Source organism: Psychrobacter sp. Ps2 (genome assembly GCF_022129405.1).
Taxonomy (GTDB): domain Bacteria; phylum Pseudomonadota; class Gammaproteobacteria; order Pseudomonadales; family Moraxellaceae; genus Psychrobacter.
This window is the reverse complement of the sequence record NZ_JADQAM010000060.1, coordinates 191855-211450: the sequence shown is the minus strand read 5'-3', so window position 1 is coordinate 211450 and position 19596 is coordinate 191855. Positions and strand designations below refer to the sequence as shown.

The 19596-nt window shown below is 42.9% G+C and carries 13 protein-coding genes; 5 read left to right on the top strand and 8 right to left on the bottom strand.

Annotation, left to right across the window (positions count from 1 at the left end; all coding sequences use genetic code 11):
- Positions 1-159: 159 nt before the first annotated feature.
- The gene (gene alr, locus I3254_RS11605; protein ID WP_238052971.1) at positions 160-1266 is read right to left on the bottom strand and encodes an alanine racemase; all 1107 of its coding nucleotides are present in this window, start codon (positions 1264-1266) and stop codon (positions 160-162) included.
- A gap of 178 nt (positions 1267-1444) precedes the next feature.
- Positions 1445-2848 (bottom strand): replicative DNA helicase, encoded by a 1404-nt coding sequence (gene dnaB, locus I3254_RS11600; protein WP_238052970.1) that lies wholly within the window; start codon positions 2846-2848, stop codon positions 1445-1447.
- A gap of 298 nt (positions 2849-3146) precedes the next feature.
- Between dnaB and pdxA the strand changes: the two genes are divergently transcribed.
- Positions 3147-4247: a 4-hydroxythreonine-4-phosphate dehydrogenase PdxA gene (gene pdxA, locus I3254_RS11595; RefSeq protein WP_238052969.1), complete on the top strand. Its 1101-nt coding sequence runs from the start codon at positions 3147-3149 to the stop codon at positions 4245-4247.
- Between the two features lie 161 nt (positions 4248-4408).
- On the opposite strand, the gene I3254_RS11590 is transcribed toward pdxA, so the two are convergent.
- Positions 4409-5188, bottom strand: a complete 780-nt coding sequence (locus I3254_RS11590) for a transglutaminase family protein (protein WP_238052968.1) — start codon at positions 5186-5188, stop codon at positions 4409-4411.
- A 521-nt stretch (positions 5189-5709) separates the two neighbouring features.
- Here I3254_RS11590 and rsmA point away from each other — a divergent pair.
- The 4 genes from rsmA to I3254_RS11570 all read left to right on the top strand — a co-directional run bounded on the left by rsmA (position 5710) and on the right by I3254_RS11570 (position 9227).
- On the top strand, positions 5710-6573 hold the full coding sequence (gene rsmA / locus I3254_RS11585; protein WP_102091795.1) for a 16S rRNA (adenine(1518)-N(6)/adenine(1519)-N(6))-dimethyltransferase RsmA: 864 nt from the start codon (positions 5710-5712) through the stop codon (positions 6571-6573).
- A gap of 141 nt (positions 6574-6714) precedes the next feature.
- Positions 6715-7551 (top strand): symmetrical bis(5'-nucleosyl)-tetraphosphatase, encoded by an 837-nt coding sequence (locus I3254_RS11580; RefSeq protein ID WP_238052967.1) that lies wholly within the window; start codon positions 6715-6717, stop codon positions 7549-7551.
- A 168-nt stretch (positions 7552-7719) separates the two neighbouring features.
- Entirely contained in the window at positions 7720-8655 is a 936-nt protein-coding gene (locus I3254_RS11575; protein ID WP_238052966.1) for a hypothetical protein, read from the top strand.
- A 50-nt stretch (positions 8656-8705) separates the two neighbouring features.
- Positions 8706-9227, top strand: a complete 522-nt coding sequence (locus tag I3254_RS11570; protein ID WP_238052965.1) for an endonuclease V — start codon at positions 8706-8708, stop codon at positions 9225-9227.
- Between the two features lie 139 nt (positions 9228-9366).
- Here the strand turns inward: I3254_RS11570 and I3254_RS11565 are convergent, their stop codons facing one another.
- From I3254_RS11565 to I3254_RS11545, 5 genes are all read right to left on the bottom strand, one after another.
- Positions 9367-11811 (bottom strand): site-specific recombinase, encoded by a 2445-nt coding sequence (locus I3254_RS11565; RefSeq protein WP_238052964.1) that lies wholly within the window; start codon positions 11809-11811, stop codon positions 9367-9369.
- 237 nt (positions 11812-12048) lie between these two features.
- Complete coding sequence (locus I3254_RS11560) at positions 12049-13833, bottom strand: acyl-CoA dehydrogenase C-terminal domain-containing protein (protein WP_238052963.1); 1785 nt, start codon at positions 13831-13833, stop codon at positions 12049-12051.
- A gap of 348 nt (positions 13834-14181) precedes the next feature.
- Entirely contained in the window at positions 14182-15975 is a 1794-nt protein-coding gene (locus tag I3254_RS11555; protein WP_201571754.1) for an acyl-CoA dehydrogenase C-terminal domain-containing protein, read from the bottom strand.
- Between the two features lie 587 nt (positions 15976-16562).
- Positions 16563-18275 carry a GGDEF domain-containing protein gene (locus I3254_RS11550; protein WP_238052962.1) on the bottom strand — a complete coding sequence of 571 codons (1713 nt, stop codon included), beginning with the start codon at positions 18273-18275 and terminating at the stop codon, positions 16563-16565.
- A gap of 173 nt (positions 18276-18448) precedes the next feature.
- The gene (locus I3254_RS11545; RefSeq protein WP_238052961.1) at positions 18449-19345 is read right to left on the bottom strand and encodes a 16S rRNA (uracil(1498)-N(3))-methyltransferase; all 897 of its coding nucleotides are present in this window, start codon (positions 19343-19345) and stop codon (positions 18449-18451) included.
- Positions 19346-19596 lie beyond the last annotated feature (251 nt).

Below are 19596 nucleotides of genomic sequence, written 5' to 3'. Positions count from 1 at the left end.
TTTTAGTATAGCGTATTTACTTTCAATGTAAACGTTCATTTTTATCAAGATCAAATGGCTTGCCAAATAGACCGAAATCTCCTTAGCAAGCCACGATACCTTGTACGCTAATGACTGTGCCGCTAATGACTGTGCCGCTAATGACTGTGCCGCTAATGACTATGCCTGTGTACGGTTTGGACGTATACTTAGGCGACATAATAGCTCATAGCTAATCGTCCCAGCATGATTTGCAACTTCATCGACACGCGGCGCATCGCCCCATAGCATGACCTTGCTATCTATAGCAAGACTCTCAGGTGCATTACTGATATCAATAACAATCATATCCATTGCCACGCGTCCAATCACCGGGCAACGGTAGCTTTGTTTGTCGTTAGCATCCATGACAATGACATACGCATCGTCAGTGACCACACGTGGGTAGCCATCGCCATATCCAACGCTGACCAACGCCGTTCTGGTGTCTTGCTGCGCACGCCAGCGGCTACCATAGCCGATTGTATCATTGGCGCTAACGGTTTGTAGAGCAATGATTTGAGCACTGAAATCCATCGCGGGCTGCAAGTCTAGTTCTTGTGCACTTTTATCGACGACAGGTGAGCTACCGTACAAGATAATGCCTGGACGTACCCAATCATAATGATGTTCTGGAAAGTTGACGATACCAGCAGAGTTGCATAATGAGCCTTGGATATCTGGGCTAATGGTGTCTTTCAAAGTCGCCAGTACGCTTGAGAAACGCTCAATCTGCATCGCATTCAATGGGTGATCGTAGTCGTCAGCATTGGCAAAATGCGTGGCTAGGATCAGCTGATAACCCGCTTCATGTAGGCGTTTTGCTGCTGATAGCACACCCTCAGCATTGAAACCCAAACGGTTCATACCTGTATTGTATTTGAGCCAAGCTACTCTAGTTGCACTGCCAGCTGGCGGGATGTTTTGTAGTGCCCACTCTAGCTGTGGTCCATGGTGAATCACGCAGCTGATCTCATGATCAATCGCTTGTTGCCACTCATCAGCGGTAAATGCACCTTCTACTAGACCGATGGTTTTCTCCCAGCCTAATTGTCTGGCTTCTAATGCTTCTGTTAAAGTCGCGACCCCAATACCATCTGCTTGCTGCAGGGCTGGCAAGACTGCCGCCACGCCATGTCCGTAAGCATTGGATTTGACCATGGCCAACACTTTCGATTGGGGTGCTCGTTGTTTGACTTGATTTAGGTTATGAGTAAGGGCTTTTGGTTTTATGGTGATAGTGCGCATAATCGCCTTCTGTATGAGTAGAATTATGAAGTTATAAAGCCAGTACTGCATCGATTGAGTTGATGCGGTACTGGCTATTGTATTAAAACTGGTTATGTAAAATTATTCATTAACCTATAATTGAAACTGAGTTTATATAAGGCTCAGTCTTTGTTAGGGTTAAGTTTTATAAGGTTAATTACTCATCATTCTCAAAACTCACGCCTTGATAGTACTCTGGCGTTAGATTAATAAAGCGGGTAAATTGACCTTCAAAGCCTAAACGAATAGTACCGATAGGGCCGTTACGCTGTTTACCAATAATGATTTCCGCCACGCCTTTGTGGTCTGAGTTTTCATTATAAACCTCATCACGATAGATGAACATAATCAAATCGGCATCCTGCTCAATCGCACCAGACTCACGTAGATCCGACATGATAGGGCGTTTATTTGGACGGTTTTCTAGACTACGGTTAAGCTGTGATAACGCAATCACTGGACATTCAAGCTCACGTGCGAGCGCCTTTAGACTACGAGAAATCTCGGAAATCTCGCCAACACGGTTACCATCTAGACTGGGTACTTTCATCAGCTGAAGATAATCGACTACGATAGCACCCAAGCGACCGTCATGATTTTTGGCGATACGGCGGCAGCGAGAACGCATCTCAGACGGCGGTAGGGCAGTACTATCATCAATATATAAATGCTTTGATTGCAAATGTTGAATGGCGTTCATCATCTTTGCCCATTCATCTTCATTCATTTGCCCAGAACGCAGGTGCGTCTGGTTAATCGCGCCCCATGAGGATAGCAGACGCATGACGATAGATTCCGCAGGCATCTCCATCGAAAACACCACGACTGGCAAATCTTCATTAAATAAAATCCCTTCTGCCAAGTTCATCGCAAAAGTGGTTTTACCCATCGAAGGACGCGCAGCGACAATAATCAAGTCACCCGCTTGTAGGCCTTGGGTTTTGTTATTCAATTCAGCAAATGGTGTCTGCAAACCAATCATGCCGTCGGGGTTGGATTTGAGTTCTTGAATCTTATCGATAACATTGGTCAAGACAGAAGTGATACCAACAGGTCCGCGCTGTTCCGCACGTTTGTTATGCTGCTCATTGATACTAAATATCTTGCCTTCGACATTGTCTAGAATGTCGCTAACGCTTTGGTCTTTTGGATTATAGGCAAGCGTCAGCATCTCATTGCCAGTGGTAATTAGTTGACGCAGCGTTGAGAGCTCACGCACACGCTGGGCATAGGCAGTCAGGTTGAACAAGGTCGCCGGACTTTGGCTCAAAATATCGGCTAAGTAGCTGTCTCCACCTGCGCCTTTGAGTAACTTTTGCGCTTCTAACCAGTCGTGCACCATGACCGTATCATAAGGCTCATTCACTGCCGCCAAATGAGCAATGGCATCAAAAATGTATTGATGTCGCCCAGCATAAAAGTCATCTTTGGTGACAATATCGGCAATCTTGTCGTACGCCTCTTCGATACTCATCAAAGACGCGAGCAATGCCTTTTCAATATCAATATTGTGCGGCGGTGTCTGATTGAGTAAGTCGTCGGTTTTGTCGTTTTCTGCCATGAGTGCCTAATGAGTTAAAATGGGTATGAAAAAAGATGTCGATGATAGGGCAATACAAACATAGCGCGCCTCTACGATAGAAGTACCAAAACGCGGTTTCAGGTTTGTCTGTAAATGCTACAATCAGATGCGAAAGTTTAACACATAATGTGGTTTTTTAGACTTGATAAAGCACTAAATATGAAGTGATTGTTTTTCATGAACTAAGAAATACCATACAATAACTAAGTATAAAAACTTATAATATCAATTATAAATACAATAAAATCAATAATTTGAATAACATAAGGCTATTGTTATGACAGAAGAAAAACGCCCGCTATTAATCACCACAGGTGAGCCTGCGGGTATTGGCATGGACGTAGTACTAGGACTAGCAACAGAGAGTAAGTTGCAAGACTTTGCTCGACCAATTTGGGTGACTGCTGATGCTAAAGCGATGCAAACTCGCGCGGAGGAATTGGTTGCAGCTAGCGTTCTCAAAAGCACACCTAGTTGGCATACTATCAATACAGATATAAATGCCGATAACGTCGATGTTAACTTGGTAGATCAGATATCGCAGCAAGATATAGACGCTGATAGTGCTTTCATCCTACTGGATATTCCTTGTGCCGCACCAGTTGTCTGCGGGCAAATCAATATCGCTAACTCAGCGATGGTGGCTCAGCAATTAGATATTGCTCATAAACTGGCAATAAATAATACAGTCGCTGCCATCGTCACTGGGCCATTGCAAAAATCAGCGTTGATAGATGCTGGTATCAAGCTATTAGATGGCACCATGTTTAGTGGTCATACTGAATTTTTTATGCAGCAAAGCGATCGTAAAAAAGTCGTCATGATGCTGGCCAATCAAGCGATGAAAGTCGCGCTTGTCACTACGCATTTACCATTAAAGGACATCCCTGCTGCCATCACCGCGGAGAACGTGCGCCAAACGGTACAAATTGTCATCGATGATATGCGAGAGAAGTTTGGTCTCACGCAGCCTCGTATCTTGGTTTGCGGCCTCAATCCACATGCAGGCGAGGGCGGGCATTTGGGTATGGAAGAAATTGAAATTATCAATCCAGTACTCAACGAGTTTATCAATATGGGCGTCAATATTTCAGAGGCAATGCCAGCGGATACGTTATTTACTACCAGACATTTAGCAAACTGTGATGCGGTCATTGCCATGTATCACGACCAAGGACTGCCAGTATTAAAATCGCACGGTTTTGGCGATACGGTCAATCTAACCTTAGGCTTGCCTTACATTCGTACCTCTGTCGATCATGGTACGGCGTTAGACTTGGCAGGAAGCGGCGGTGCGAGTGCGACCAGTTTATATCAAGCACTAAATATGGCTAATGAGATGGCGGATAAGTCACTTATCGATGTACCTGCTGTATAAGTCAGTGCTTATAGATATTTTTCACATAGTACTTAATAATTTTATTATCAGTAATGCCTACCTAAAAAGGCAGCCGCTTAAGACGATTTAGTAAAGTTTTTATCGTGTATGACAGGCAGCATCTGTCTTAAACACAGGCCCGTAAGCCTAGGGTCAGGAGCCTAAGCTTGTCTGGTTACGGATACCGATTGATTGACCAATTCCATGGATCCGAACGAGGTTAAGAACGCGACATTGGACGCATCGGACCCAACACCGATGCGGGCCATTGTGTCGGCACCTGCCATGCCAGTCGGATCAATGAGGTGCCAGCTCCCTTCAAGATAGACCTCGGCCACGGCATGAAAGTCTTGTGGTGTCACATCGGGCGCATAAACGCTCACAAACCTAGCTGGTATCGACGACGCGCGCGCTAGTGTTACGAGAACATGCGCAAAGTCGCGGCATACGCCCTGACGTTGAGCAAAGCTGTCGAGCGCGGTGGTTTGTGCATGGCTCGATCCGGGTACATAGCTAAATGCCGACTCGATCCAGTCGCGCATCGCGGCAATCCGTGCGCCGCCAGCGAGATTGCCAAACTCGGCGTCCACGAAGGCATGGAACTGTTCTGACGGGCAATAGTGAGACGGCATTAAATGCCTGATCGTCTCTCCGGGCAAAAGATGCAGGGGCGTTTGGGACAGTACCGATATGTCCAAGGCAGGACGGTCAACGGCGATTTCTGCGAGATAAGTGCAGCTAAAATCCCCTTCAGCGTGAATCCAAATCCGCTCTCCTATGCCATCATCGGCGGTAACCCGTGAAAAATGCGCAACGTCTGATGTCCAAATCTCGGCTGACCGTACCCGTTGATCCGCAAGATCAGCAGCTTCGATCTGAAGCAAAAGATCCATTGGCTCTGAGAGTCGATAATGGAGGGTGACGTTAAGTTTCAGGATCATATGTGAATTCCCTAAGGGGATTTATCTGGCGGGCTGACGATCGCGTAGGGCTAAACTGCCTCGACCATATCAGAGACTGGCTTACTTTACTGGAGTCAGACAGCAATACCTGACAGAGTTAAATTATCATAATAGCGCTTTTCAAACTCAAAAGGTGAGACATAACCAATTGCGTTATGCAGTCGGGCTTTACTAAACCTGAGATGCGTTAAAAATCAATTAATTATCGATTTATTTTTAACGCTATAATTGTTATGAGGATTCCATCTTTGGACCTGTTTCTGTCTGCTAGCACTTGGTTTGATGCTGCCATTTAGCATAATCAGAGTTTATATTATATGGATGTAGAGGTAAAAAGTTACCGAGTCAGTTGCTCCAAAGCATGGCTCGTCTATCGATAATAATTATTCAAAAACACAGCCTAATTATGAGCTGTGGTATAATTTGTCATTATAAAGTCAGCGTATCGCTGCCATTACATTATTGTCGCCCATTTATCTTTTATACATTAAGACTCTTTTATGTCCAAAACTTCATTTGATGCTCAAACTATTTCTAACAGCTTACGTGCTGCTAAGCACCAGCCGCGTAAGCGCTTTGGCCAAAATTTCTTGCATGATACTAGCGTCATTCGCGAAATCGTCGAAAGTATTCGTCTAGAGCGCGATGACAATTTGATCGAGATTGGGCCTGGTATGGGCGCATTGACCGAGCCGTTATTGGCAGAAGTGGATGCGATGACCGTGGTGGAGCTGGATCGCGATTTGGCTGATAGTTTACGTATTCGTATCGGTGCCAATAGCCATCCAAACTTTGAGATTATCAAAGACAACGCGATGCATGTGGACTACCGTGAGCTGTATAGTGAAGAGCGCGGTAAGTTGCGCGTGGTGGGTAACCTACCGTATAACATCTCAACGCCTATCTTGTTTCATTTGCTTAGCTATGCCGATGTGATTCAAGATATGCATTTTATGTTGCAAAAAGAAGTGGTTGAGCGTATCACAGCTGATGTGGGCAGCAAGACTTATGGCCGCTTATCGGTCATCATGCAGTACCACTGTGATACAGATTATTTGCTGACCGTTCCTCGCGGTGCGTTTAATCCACCACCCAAGGTGACCAGTGCTGTCTTCCGCCTGACACCGCATATCAACAAACCAGTAGTCGCAAATGATGAAGAGCACTTTGCTATTGTCGTGCGTGAGACTTTCAACCATCGTCGCAAGACGCTACGTGCTATCTTCAAAAAATCAACGTTGCTACCGACATTGAGCGAAGACGATTTTGAGGCTTGTGGTATCGATCCACAGGCACGACCTGAGACATTAAGCGTCACAGACTTTGTGAACCTGAGCAATCATTCACAACAGCTAGACGTATAATGTATTTTCAATGAATAATAGCATGCTACTAACCGTCAATTATAATGGCGGTTTTTTATGCTTTATTTTTATGACTAGTACTTAAGTATTTATTTCTTATCGAGCTGTCTTTAACTATCGTATTTAAATCGTTGAGGTGTTATGAGTTTTCGCCATCAGTATGTTATCGGTGACTTACAGGGTTGCTATGCTGCATATCTACAATTGCTAAAGACACTGGATTTCGATCCTGCCCAAGACAAGTTATGGTTTGCTGGTGATTTGGTAGCACGCGGCGAGGACTCATTGAACACGCTGCGTCATGTCAAAGTGTTGTGTGAGCAAGGCGCTGCGGCAACGGTATTGGGCAATCATGATCTTAATTTGATAGCAGTCTGGCGCGGGGCCGCCAAGCTTAAAAATAAAGACAAAACGGCACCTATCTTTGCTGCGGATGACTGTGATGAGTTGCTCGAATGGTTACGTAGGCAGCCGATATTAGCCTATCCTGATGAGCACACGGTGCTAGTACATGCAGGGATTCCACCGCATTGGAGTATTGAAGCCGCTGCAGGATACGCACAGCAATTAGAAGCTCAGCTGCAAAGTAATTTGAATCAGCTCGATCAATTGCTGCCGAATCTATATAGCAAAGAAGCGGATGAATGGCATGCAGGTATCGAAGGATTTACTAAGATGCGGGCGATTGCTAATTACTTCACGCGTATGCGCTTGTGTAAGCAGGACGGGTCACTTGAGTTTAGCTTTTCAGCAGGCTTAGAGGAAGCTATGCCAACCGATTTTTTGCCTTGGTTTGAGTGGCAAGTACCGCGCATTCGTAAGATACTATTTGGTCATTGGGCTGCGCTAAAAGGCGAGATTGATTTGCCACATGCGCGCGCACTCGACGGGGGCTGTGTGTGGGGTAATTATCTATTGGCTTATAGATTGGGTGACGGCAAGGTAATAACTTCAAGCGCACAGTGCCTGAGCCCATAAATAGTCTGTTATAAGTGGTTCCATTATATCAGCCTGTTTTAAGTAGTCTGTTAATAGGTTTGAAGGGTAAGACAATTGGTTCCTTTGGGGTATACCTTAAGCTAACTCGCTCTAACATTACCGCTTCTACTGGTACGATTAATAACTCCTCTTTCAGAGAAGATTAACATGAGTAATATGCAACGATTGAAATCAACATTGTTAAATAAAAGTAACGGTAAATGGTATCAGAAGGGTAAATGGTATCAGCGCGATAAGCTATACACAGGCATTATCTTCTTTGATAAACCTGACCATCAACTTGAAGCTTATGAGGTCAAAAATGGAGAGATTATCAGGCCTTATGTATCACCCTGTCAGAGAGGACTATCTTCGCCTATCCAAATAGATTCTACAGAGTTCTGTAATGAGATTGATGATATATATGGTTCTCGTGGAATACCACAACTCTATAAGAATAAGCTGTATCAAGGTATGTCTTATACCTTTGTAGAAGGTAGGTGCAACCTAGAGTTATATACTCACGAAGACGGCATATCCGAAAATCGAATTGACTGGAATACTCTTTCGTATGAACCAAAAGAATTTTTATTAAATTATTGCGATAATGGAGTGATGCACTCTTACGATGTACATTCAACTGAAATAAATTTCAATTATTATAGTTCTGTTTGCGGAGAAAACAATGATGAAAAGGTTGGCATAAGATACACTGAACCGTTGAACAGAATTAGCTATTTTGAAGTCGCAGGCAATACCTTAATCACAAAATCTTATATGGAAAGTCCTATATCTGTGCCTGACGTGTATAGAATATTGAGTAATTATAAGAGATTTATATTTGGCAAGTCTATACGATTAGATATAGATAAAAGCTTCATACAAGACTTATTCAATATATGGGTCAAAAATAACAGCTTTGAACATATTGAAAGCATGTCTCTTAATGGACTAGATGGCTTAGAGGATTTCGATTACTTTTTTAATAAACAAGTATTTGGAAAATTAAAAGAGGTTCGTTTAGATAAGATAACTTCAGCGAAGCAAATAAATCGACTCAAATACCACATGCCCGATACCAATATCGTAATACTGAATTATTAATTGTTTGAAGCACTAAAATTAAGTCATCTGTATTTTAAGGTAGTAATAAATTGATTTACCTAATTCTAGACGTACATTATAAAGAAGGCCAAGAAACCGACGCTGTTACAGCAACTGTTGCAGGTATCCGCTTCGAAGGCATTAAGCAATCACGTATTCTAAATGAATATACTGTAGAAGTTAATGACGTTGCGCCTTATGAGTCAGGTCAGTTCTATAAACGAGAAATGCCTTGCTTACTGGCTTTGATTAACCAGATTGACGAACCTTTTGATGTAATTATCATAGACGGCTATGTATTTCTGGATAGTGTTGGCAAAGCAGGATTAGGCAAATATCTGTATGATCACCTAGCTAATACAAAGCCCATCATCGGTATCGCTAAAAATCATTTTTATGACATTACAGAAGACTATGCCGTTTGGCGAGGGATAAGTAAGCGCCCTCTATATGTCACCAGTATTGGTATAAATATTACAACGGCGAAAAAGATGGTCAGTGAAATGGAAGGTGAACATCGAATACCTAAAATGGTCGCTGATGTAGATAAACTAGGCCGTGTCATAAATTAGAACAGCTATACCTATTGAAAGAATTTGGACTACAGCCAAACATTAACTAGGGAACCGCTCTTCTTCCCACAACAGACGTTATGATAAATGACTTTATTATCAACAGTCGATCGAGCAAAAACCCACCGCAACTACCTATTTAACTAGGTAGCTTTGGTGGTTTTTTAGGTTTTGGTAAAGGTGTTTTTGCGTCACCAGTCTGCTTGTCATCAGAGTCAGTATGGTGTGGATCATCACTAACAACGTCGCTATCAACCGCACTTATCGTTTTGGTGACCTTATCGTATTGGATGTCATCGGTATAAGGAACGCTGTTTAGCTCGTCATCGACTAAACCATCGTCCAAATCCATTACCTTTTCAGGAGAGCTATACGGCTGCGTATGCTCATCTGTTGGCTGCTTTTCATAGTTGATGTCGGTGTTTGTCTGGGAATGTTGAGCATCAGCATGTTTAGATTCAGGCAGGATTCTGACATCAGACAAACGCCTTACCACATAATTACTCGGTATGGATTTGCCATTTTTTTGTGCGGAGGTATCATCAAATATCATGTGACCCTGACTATCGATACGCGCATATTTCATAGGCTTATCACGTGGCCAGAAAAAATCAGATGGATGACTAATAATATGGCCAAATACCAGCTTTGTGAGGCGACTCCATTCAAAAAAGCGAACTTCTTTAGAACGTAGGGCGACAAACAGTGCCAACGAAAAGCTAACGATCAAGTTGACCAGACCAATAAGTGCCACGCCAAGTATAGAAATCAGGATGAGGCTCCAACTGATGTCATCAGCAGATATATTGAATAGCCCGTGTGCCAAGTTTGCTGAAGCAAAGGCAATGTGACGGATATCAATTGGTAGGCCAAAGATATAGCCAATAGTCGCGGTACTACCTAAGAACACCCCGAATAAGAAGTTACCCATGATAGCGCCCAAGTTGGCTTCTATAAAACCGCCTAAACGCTGAAGCCATGAGCTGGGCAATATGTATTTTAATAATTTGTGACGTTGTATGCGTGCGCCTACGTTGTTATAAACTGCCAAGTTATCGTAGTAGCCGGCAATCAAACCAGATAAGAACAGGTAAACCCCAGCAATGGCAGCATGGGGAAGTGCTAATGAGTGGAACGGGTCGAGATCATGTAGCAAGTGTCCTGCTTTTTCGGTGTCGATCATTGGCGCGCCAGTATATTGCAACCAAGCAAAAGAGATAATCAAAGCGACGGGTACGGCTAACATGACGTTACCCATGATAGCGATAAACTGGGTACGCAAGATATCGACCACCAATTCTGATAGCTTAGTCAACTGATGCGATTTTTTACCAGAGCCTTCAGAAATGGTAGAGGCAATCGCAGCTGCGGTCATGGCTGGCTGCTTGGTCGCGACTGTGCCGCGAATAACATGAATAAATACGAAGCCCAAACCATAGATCATACTGTTGATGAACGCGCGACCCATGGGTGCGAGCGCTAAGTGGTACGCCAGTATTTTTATAGTTGCCATAAATGCAATGATAAAGCCACCAATAGAGGCTTTTTTGAGCATCTTTTGATAGCCAGCTTTGTCGGTACTAATATAATGCTCACCGACGCGGCTGGCATTTTCTGTGACTTTTCGAGAGAGTAGTTTGGTATTGTTATCAATCAAATAACCAATACTATAGCGCTGGTTGGCTGTAGTGATGAGCGCCTGTATCAGTTCGATAACAGCACGATCTCGCTTTTGATTATCGTCTGTGACCAGCTCAGTCAAAATCCGCATACGCTGCAAGCTTTGATCTAAACGCAGCATCATATTGGTCAAACGGATAGAGATACCAGTTTTATAAATCCGCTTGCGTACGGTAGCGACGATATCTTCGCACTGTTCAAGCATAACCAATAGAGGTGCGGGATCGACTGCTTGCTCAGGCGTAATATCTGTCAAGGTATCAAGCTCATGTGCTTGACGATATTGATTAACGAAGAGTACGGCTTCTTGATTTTGTGCAACAAAAGATGCGGAATAGTTCAGTATCTGTGGATACGACTCCATCAAATCAGGATGCAAGCCAATACCGCTGATGCGATAAGATAAGATAATAATGGCGTTTAAAATACTATTTTTTGCAGTAGCGACTAGATTTAAATGTTTCTCTTCTACGCGAACCAGCTCAACCAGTTTGTCCCATTTTTCCTTTTCGATATTGGCCAGCCAGCGTTCATCAGAGCGTTTATTAAATAAGTAGCCCACCAATTCTACGACAGAGTCATCTTGTGGTAATAATGGCAAAAACCGATGACCAATTAACCGGCGTAAACTGTTAAAAAATCCTTGGTCGGACATGATACCAGTGTCGGTATACAGTGCAATTTGTCGATATTGGATAATCAGTTTTAGCACAAAACTAGACAGTCCATCTCCATATTCTGGATGCTGATGTATGATATCAATAAGGGATTGAATTTTTTCGTTGGCCAATGCAGGTTCTTTATCACTGACTCGTAGCTCATCAATCAAGCGTTTGAGTACCGCAGGATCTGGCACATCGCTCAAGGCGGTAATCTGTTGTAAAATGCGTTTTAATTCTGACACGTCGCACCCTTTATCATGGTTGTTTCAATCGTTTTTATTATTTAAGTCGGTATAAGTGGTTGAGTAATGTTTACCAATCGTTCAATTGTAGTCGAGCGACATCTTGTCTTGCGTTATTTTAATCGGAACTGCCTATTGATATTGAATTATTTTGTTAGCAGTTATTTTGACAAAAAAAAGGACAGTAACACGACTGTCCTTTTAATAAAGGTATTTTAGGTTAGTTGTAAAGCTAGCTTAGCTTGCAGGAACGTCGAAATAAGCAAGATCAAAGTTCATCATTGGGTCACTACCAGCTTTGACCATTTTTGCATGAGCATCGATACGCGGTAGGACACGGCCAACGAAATAGTCAGCAAGCTTGGCTTTATTGGTATAAAACTCGCCTTCTTTGCCATTAGCGGCTTCTACCATCAACGCAAACATGTATGAGTAAGCAAGGTAGCCAAACGCATGCATGTAGTCAACCGCACAGCCATTGATTTCGTTTTTGCGTTCACCGATGTTGTTAAGCACAGTGGTGGTTAACTCTTCAATGGTATCTGCTGCATTTAACGTAGCTTGTTTGATAGCGTGATCTGCTTGCATGTTGCTAACAAAGTCACGAATCTCACCCAAGAAGTGAGTGACGTACTTACCGTTGTTACGAGCAACTTTACGACCTAGTAAGTCAAGCGCTTGAATACCGTTGGTACCTTCATAAATCTGTGCAATACGTGTATCACGAACGATCTGCTCCATACCCCATTCGCGGATATAGCCATGACCACCAAATACTTGCTGACAATCAACAGTGGCTTCTAGTGCTTTATCAGTCAGGAACGCTTTAGCAACCGGTGTCAGTAGGGCAACACGAGCCGCAGCTGCTTTGGCTGACTCAGGATCGGTACTAAACTTCTCTTCATCAAGATTTTTGGCAACATACATCGCAAAACAGCGCGACGCTTCAGTGTTTACTTTGGCGTTCAATAGCATACGACGGACGTCAGCATGATGGATAATAGCATCAGCGGGTTTTTCTGGGCTTTGTAGCTGTGTATCGCTACGGCCTTGACCACGGTCATTGGCATATAATGCTGCATTTTGATAGGCAAGCTCAGAGCCACCAAGGCCTTGCAAGCCCATAGTGACACGCTCATAGTTCATCATGATAAACATTGATGATAGACCAGTGTTTTCCGCGCCAACCATCCAGCCTTTAGCATTATCAAAGTTCATGACACAAGTTGCAGAGGCTTTGATGCCCATTTTGTGTTCGATAGAGCCTACCGCTAATGTGTTGCGCTCGCCTAAGCTACCATTTGCATTGACCAAGAATTTTGGTACGACAAATAGCGAGATACCTTTTGAGCCTTCTGGTGCATTTGGTGTTTTTGCCAATACCAAATGAATGATGTTGTCAGTAAGGTCATGCTCACCACCAGTGATAAAGATTTTGGTACCAGAGATATCATAGCTACCATCATCATTAGGCACAGCTTTGGTTTTGATAATACCCAAATCAGTACCAGCATGCGGCTCCGTCAAGCACATGGTGCCAGCCCATTCGCCATTGTACATTTTTTCTAGATAAGTTTGCTTTTGCTCTTCAGAGCCAGCTGCATTTAAGCAAAGCGTCGCACCAACAGTTAGGTTTGGATATAGGGCAAATGATTGGTTGGCAGTGAAAACCATCTCTTCGGTGAGCATGGTAACCATTTTAGGGAAGCCCTGACCGCCGTATTCAGCATTACCGCTTAAGCCAACCCAGCCTGATTCAGCATATTGCTTGTAGGCTTCTTTGAATCCTGTTGGAGTCGTGACGACGCCATCACCTTCGAAAGTTGCGCCTTCTTCATCACCGCTACGGTTAATAGGAAGTAGAATGTTTTTTGACAGTTTTCCCATTTCTTCTAAAATCATATCGACAGTTTCCATGTCGACATGAGCCAAGTTTTCGTTGTTTTGCCAAAACTCTGGCGCTTTGAATACGTCATTTAAGATAAAGCGCATGTCATTAAGAGGGGCATTATAAACAGCCATAAACATTCCTTTGGTTCAAATAATTAAAATTGAAGTTGTTAAGATTATCAACTGTTCTCTTGGTATAACCTTAGCGATTAATAATCAAAGTTTAACAAATAAGCTTGTGAGCGAGTGTATTTCTTCGTGAATTGTGCGTACACCAAAAGTTAGCAGCGGCTATTGAAGTGCTTATAGACACCTCACTGACAACTATAATGTGAGAAGGTAGATAGGTCGGTGCTTATAGATAGTTGCTACTGTTAAAACTATGTCGATAGTCGTCATAAGCATACGCAAAACAAAGCGGCAACACACCGAAGTATGTTGCCGCTCAGGATTACACGATTGCAAAGTTTAGCGCTTTAATTAAAAGGCAAACTGATCAACGTCCATGCTCATGTATGGCTCTACACCAGTGCTGATACGCTGTACGTGCGTAGTAGTACGTGGCAATAGCTTAGCAAAGTAGAACTGAGCCGTTTTAACTTTAGCGTCATAGAATGCTTTTTCGCCAGTACCGTTTGCGATAGCAGTCTGAGCAACCAGTGCCATACGTGCCCATAAGTAGGCTAGGGTGACATAACCACTGAAATACATATAGTCTACTGCAGCGCCGCCGACAGCGTCTGGCGTTTCAGTTGCTTGCATGCCGATGCGTGCAGTCAAATCGCCCCATTCTTTAAGATGCTTGGCAAGTGGGCGAATGAACTGACCCATCTCGTCATTTTCTTTGTTTTCTTCACAGAATTCTTGGATAACGTTTACAAAGTTCGCAAGTAGCTTACCTTGTGAACCTAGGACTTTACGGCCTAACAAGTCAAGTGCTTGAATCTCTGTGGTACCTTCGTATAAGCAAGAAATGCGCGTATCACGTACGTTCTGCTCCATACCCCATTCACTAACGAAACCATGACCACCATAAACCTGAATACCATGGTTGGCAGCTTCCAGACCTGTTTCAGTCAAGAACGCTTTAGCAATTGGTGTCAGTAGTGACAACATTTGGTCAGCAAACTTCAACTCTTTGCCTTCGCCTTTTGCGACGGTATCTGCAAAGTGTGAGAGATAATACACTAGCGCACGACCACCTTCAGCAAAGGCTTTTTCAGTCAATAGCATGTTACGAACCGCTGGATGTACGATGATAGGGTCAGCCGCTTTCTCTGGTGCTTTCGTACCTGATAGTGAACGCATCGCTAAGCGGTCTTTTGCATAAGTCAATGAACCTTGGAACGCATACTCTGCTGCAGTCAAACCTTGCACAGCAGTACCGATACGTGCCACGTTCATAAAGGTGAACATACACTGTAGGCCACGGTTTTCAGGTCCAATCAAGTAACCCGTTGCGCCATCGAAGTTCATGACACAAGTTGCAGAAGCTTTGATACCCATTTTGTGTTCGATAGAGCCACAAACGACATTGTTGCTTTCGCCAACGCTACCATCTGCGTTGACCGTCATTTTTGGGACAATAAACAATGAGATACCTTTGGTGCCAGCAGGTGCGCCTGGTAGACGAGCCAAAACAATGTGGATAATGTTATCAGTTAGGTCATGCTCACCTGCAGAGATAAAAATCTTTTGACCCGTGATGCTATAGCTACCATCTTCTTTAGGCTCAGCTTTGGTACGGATAATACCTAAGTCAGAACCCGCATGCGCTTCAGTAAGACACATGGTGCCTGACCATTCGCCAGTGACCATTTTTTCTAAATAGGTTTGTTTTTGCTCGTCAGTACCATGATGCTCGATGGTTTGAATAGCACCATGTGATAGGCCAGGGTACATAGAGAATGACCAGTTAGCCGTACCAACCATTTCATTGATGACAGTAGATAATGAGAACGGCATGTTTTGACCGCCAAAATCTTCTTCAGCAGATAAAGCAGGGAAGCCAAGCTCACAATACGCGTCATAAGCTTCTTTAAAGCCTTTTGGCGTGGTGACCTTACCATTATCAAACTTACAGCCTTCAGCATCACCGCTTTGGTTCAATGGTGACAGTTCGTTTTCAGCAAAGCTTGCAGCCATTTCAAATAGGCTGTCCATTAGCTCGCGGTCAGCTTCTTGGAACGCAGGCAGAGTTTTGTAGTGGCTTTCACTATCGAGTAGTTCATGCATAACGAATTGGATATCACGTAAGGGCGCTTTGTATTGCATAACTTCCTGTCCTTTTTGGAATGTAACCGATCATAGCCAATAATGAGCATATGGTCGCACTATCCTCTAGTGCGTTATTCTTACCTAGCCAATCTGAAAATCTAAATAAATGATAAACAGTAAAGCAAGTCAACCATGCTATCGATTACATAAAATAGTGTTGAAAAGAGTGGTGATTGTCAGAGTCAATGAGAGATTAAATGTGCTCTAACAAATTCACTATAAAAGATAGGCTTTCATAAGTGATTATACAAGTTTGGTGACAGGACTGATAAGTCATGAACCTATCTTGCATCGGTTATGCAATCGACGTTAGGCGCTAGGAAACAGCAGCATTAAGCATATGAAAAATTTAATGTTACTAAGACAGATAGTCCTTTATATGACCGATATTAACATGAAAAAACGACAGCCAAAAAAATAGCGTTCGCCATAAAGACAAACGCATCGGTATAAATTACAGCACTATTTGGTAGAACCGAACATGTAAGTTATTTCACAGATATAGACGTGATAAACATCAAACATGCTCGTATGCTAGGAGTCTGAACATAGTAGTTTATGATTAATAGCGAATAGCTTAGCGTTTACTCAGAAGCATTTTGTTGAATCAGCATCGCAGTGGCGACATCAGCAGCCACGGGTTTGCTAAACCAATAGCCCTGACCAATTTTGCAACCCATACCTAACAACACATCGCGCTGCTGCTCAGTTTCGATACCTTCAGCAACGACTTGCATGTCTAAAGCGACTGCTAAGTCTAAAATGGCTTTTACAATCGCGTGCTGGGTACGATCGGTTTCAATATTGGAGATAAAGCTCTTATCAATCTTGATAAAATCAAATGGATATTCTTGCAAGTAGCTCAATGATGCATAACCAGTACCGAAATCATCGAGCGCTAGACGTACGCCAAGCTCTCTGAGCGAGTTAAGCTGTTTTTTTACATTGTCATGACGCTGAATCAAAGACGACTCGGTTACTTCGATATGCAACTGATGGGCAGCAACGTCATTCTCTGTCAGTAGTGTGCTCACCATATCAAAGAAGTCAGGGTGGCTAAATTCTGCGGCATCAGCGTTGATACAGACGTGTTGATGAAACCCTTGCTGTTGCCAAATGGCTAGTTGTTTGACAATTTTAATGGCCAGTTGCGAAAACAAATCAAAGGAGAGCTTGTGCGCGATAATGGCATTGATAAAATGAACGGGCTTGAGCAATCCGCGAGTAGGATGTTGCCAACGTACCAATGCTTCAAAACCTGTGATAGCCCCAGTCTCTAATGAGAACTTCGGCTGATAATAAGGAACGAATTGACCTTCAAGGGTAGCAGTCCTAAGCTCAGACTCTAACTCTAAGCTACCAGCGGTGGCGCTTTCAATGGCCTCATCGTACCAGCGAATATCATCGCCACCGTGCTGCTTGACATAGTCCAGCGCTTTTTCTGCCTTGGTCAATAAACCAGTTACTTCATTATCGTCTTTTGGAAAACAGCTCACACCCACAGAAATATGGTAATAGATATTTGCATCTGTCGCATGGCTCTTGTCAGTAGAGAAGGGACGCTCACACATTTGCATGAGTGTGTCTAGCTGATGACGTACCATATTGGCATCTTTAACTTCAAATAATAGCGCAAAATCATCACCCCCAAAGTGAGAAAAGGAGCGTAAATTATGCAGTTTGAGCTTTTCGACTCCTTCTGCAAAGTTTTTTATTAAATCATTGGCACCATCAGGCCCTAATAGGCTGGCAAGATTGCGATAACGGTCAATGTTTAAGCGTACAAGGACAACCTCTTGGTAACTATCCAATAGCATGTCACTTGTCTGACTCAAAAATACCTTGCGGTTAGGGAGACCTGTGAGCTGATCATAGTTGAGTAAATGGGCGACCTGTTTTTGATCTTTAATAACTGCAGACATATCACGCAGCATACCAATATGATAAGCCATTTGATCTATATAAATTCTGCGATAAGTAATATGACAGTCAATATTCTGTCCATAACGGTTGGCCATCGAAAAATCAAGTTCATAAAAACCATGTTCGTTTAAGTTTTTTTTGATATCTTTTAGAATTACTTGCTCTTCTTCTGATAAAAACTCAGCAGCATAAATACCAAGTGGCCGACCAACCAAGAACTCTTCTTTGTAGCCAATCAAAAGCTCATAACTAGCATTAACAGATAAATAACGTAGATTTTCGTCTAGTATAAAAATGGCGTCTTCAAGCTGTTCACATAGCGTACTCATCAACTGCTGCTTGATTGATACTGGAATAGTGTCAAAATTGCTCATAATAGTGGCTCACAAAAGATAAGGGCTTATAAAAATAAGAACTGCATTATCAATTTATTAACATTGAGTTGGCATCGCGTTTTACTATGCACGATACAGAACAGACATTATTTTTGACTATAAGCATAAAAGATAAAAACTACGATAGTCATACTAATACTTATCAGTTTTTACTAGGTGCTTAAGGCATGTAAAGTAGCTAACGCTACCACTGGTGCAGTCTCGGTACGCAAGACTCTTGTGCCGATTTGCCAAGGCTTAAAGCCAACACTCTCCGCTTGCTGACATTCATCTTGACTCAGACCACCTTCAGGCCCGATCAACAGTTTGATATAAGGAGTCTGTTGTTTGAGAGTATCGGGTAAAGCGTTAGGCATAGCAGGCTGTCCTGCTGCTGGTACGCTCATCTGCATACACAGATCTGCAACGTTTGCTAATACTTGGTAGTAAGGATCATGACTAAGCACAGAAACGATAGAACTGACGGCCATTTGCGTCTTTGTAACGTCAGTAGCCATAGCCTCAGTAGTCTTAGCATCAGAATTGGTATTGCTTAGCCATTCGTTGATAGATTGTGGCGCAAGAATGAGGGGCGGACGATTAAGACCGCATTGTTCACAAGCTGCAATCGCTACTTGTTGCCAGTGCGCCAGTTTCTTTTCAACTTGAGCAGGTTTTAATGTGACTTCGCCATGGTGGCTGCTGAGCAACTGAATAGCAGTTACCCCAAGCTCAGTTGCTTTTTGAATAGCATAATCCATACGCTCACCGCGGCTCATTACCAAACCAATCTGAGTGATAGTAGGCGGCGTACGATCGTCGTCTATATGTGTAAGCAAAGTAGCAGTGGCATTTTTTTTACTGATTGCCTGTAGCTCTACTTTATATTCGCCGCCAAATCCATCGAACAAAATCCCTTGATCACCAATATTGGCTCGTAGTACACGGCACCAGTGATGGACAACACTATCGGGTAATTCGACATTGCTACCTAGCGGTAACTCACCCAATTTAGGCAGTGGTGAGGTATCAGTATTGTCGTTGTTAACGGCATAAAAAAAACGTCGCACGTGGTCTTATTCCTATTATTTGATTGAGTATAGTTATTATTAGATCTATAGAATATCACTTGAGACAATTAATGACATTTGTTTTATGAGAATTTTTCTTAATAAAGATAATTATTTTTAGAGCAGCATTATTACACAGTGAAGAAATTTTTAAAAATCAAATAAGATAAAGTGTATGAATAAAACTGTAAAAGGTGATTGGTCAAAATTTTGACAATAAAAAACTGGCGCTCCTAGAAGCGCCAGTCATT

Bases quoted from the DNA above. Each gene is read 5' to 3' on its own strand.
- I3254_RS11580 (WP_238052967.1), top strand. From the start codon at position 6,715: ATGAGTTTTCGCCATCAGTATGTTATCGGTGACTTACAGGGTTGCTAT.
- alr (WP_238052971.1), bottom strand. From the start codon at position 1,266: ATGCGCACTATCACCATAAAACCAAAAGCCCTTACTCATAACCTAAAT.
- I3254_RS11590 (WP_238052968.1), bottom strand. From the start codon at position 5,188: ATGATCCTGAAACTTAACGTCACCCTCCATTATCGACTCTCAGAGCCA.
- rsmA (WP_102091795.1), top strand. From the start codon at position 5,710: ATGTCCAAAACTTCATTTGATGCTCAAACTATTTCTAACAGCTTACGT.
- I3254_RS11575 (WP_238052966.1), top strand. From the start codon at position 7,720: ATGAGTAATATGCAACGATTGAAATCAACATTGTTAAATAAAAGTAAC.
- I3254_RS11555 (WP_201571754.1), bottom strand. From the start codon at position 15,975: ATGCAATACAAAGCGCCCTTACGTGATATCCAATTCGTTATGCATGAA.
- dnaB (WP_238052970.1), bottom strand. From the start codon at position 2,848: ATGGCAGAAAACGACAAAACCGACGACTTACTCAATCAGACACCGCCG.
- I3254_RS11560 (WP_238052963.1), bottom strand. From the start codon at position 13,833: ATGGCTGTTTATAATGCCCCTCTTAATGACATGCGCTTTATCTTAAAT.
- pdxA (WP_238052969.1), top strand. From the start codon at position 3,147: ATGACAGAAGAAAAACGCCCGCTATTAATCACCACAGGTGAGCCTGCG.
- I3254_RS11550 (WP_238052962.1), bottom strand. From the start codon at position 18,275: ATGAGCAATTTTGACACTATTCCAGTATCAATCAAGCAGCAGTTGATG.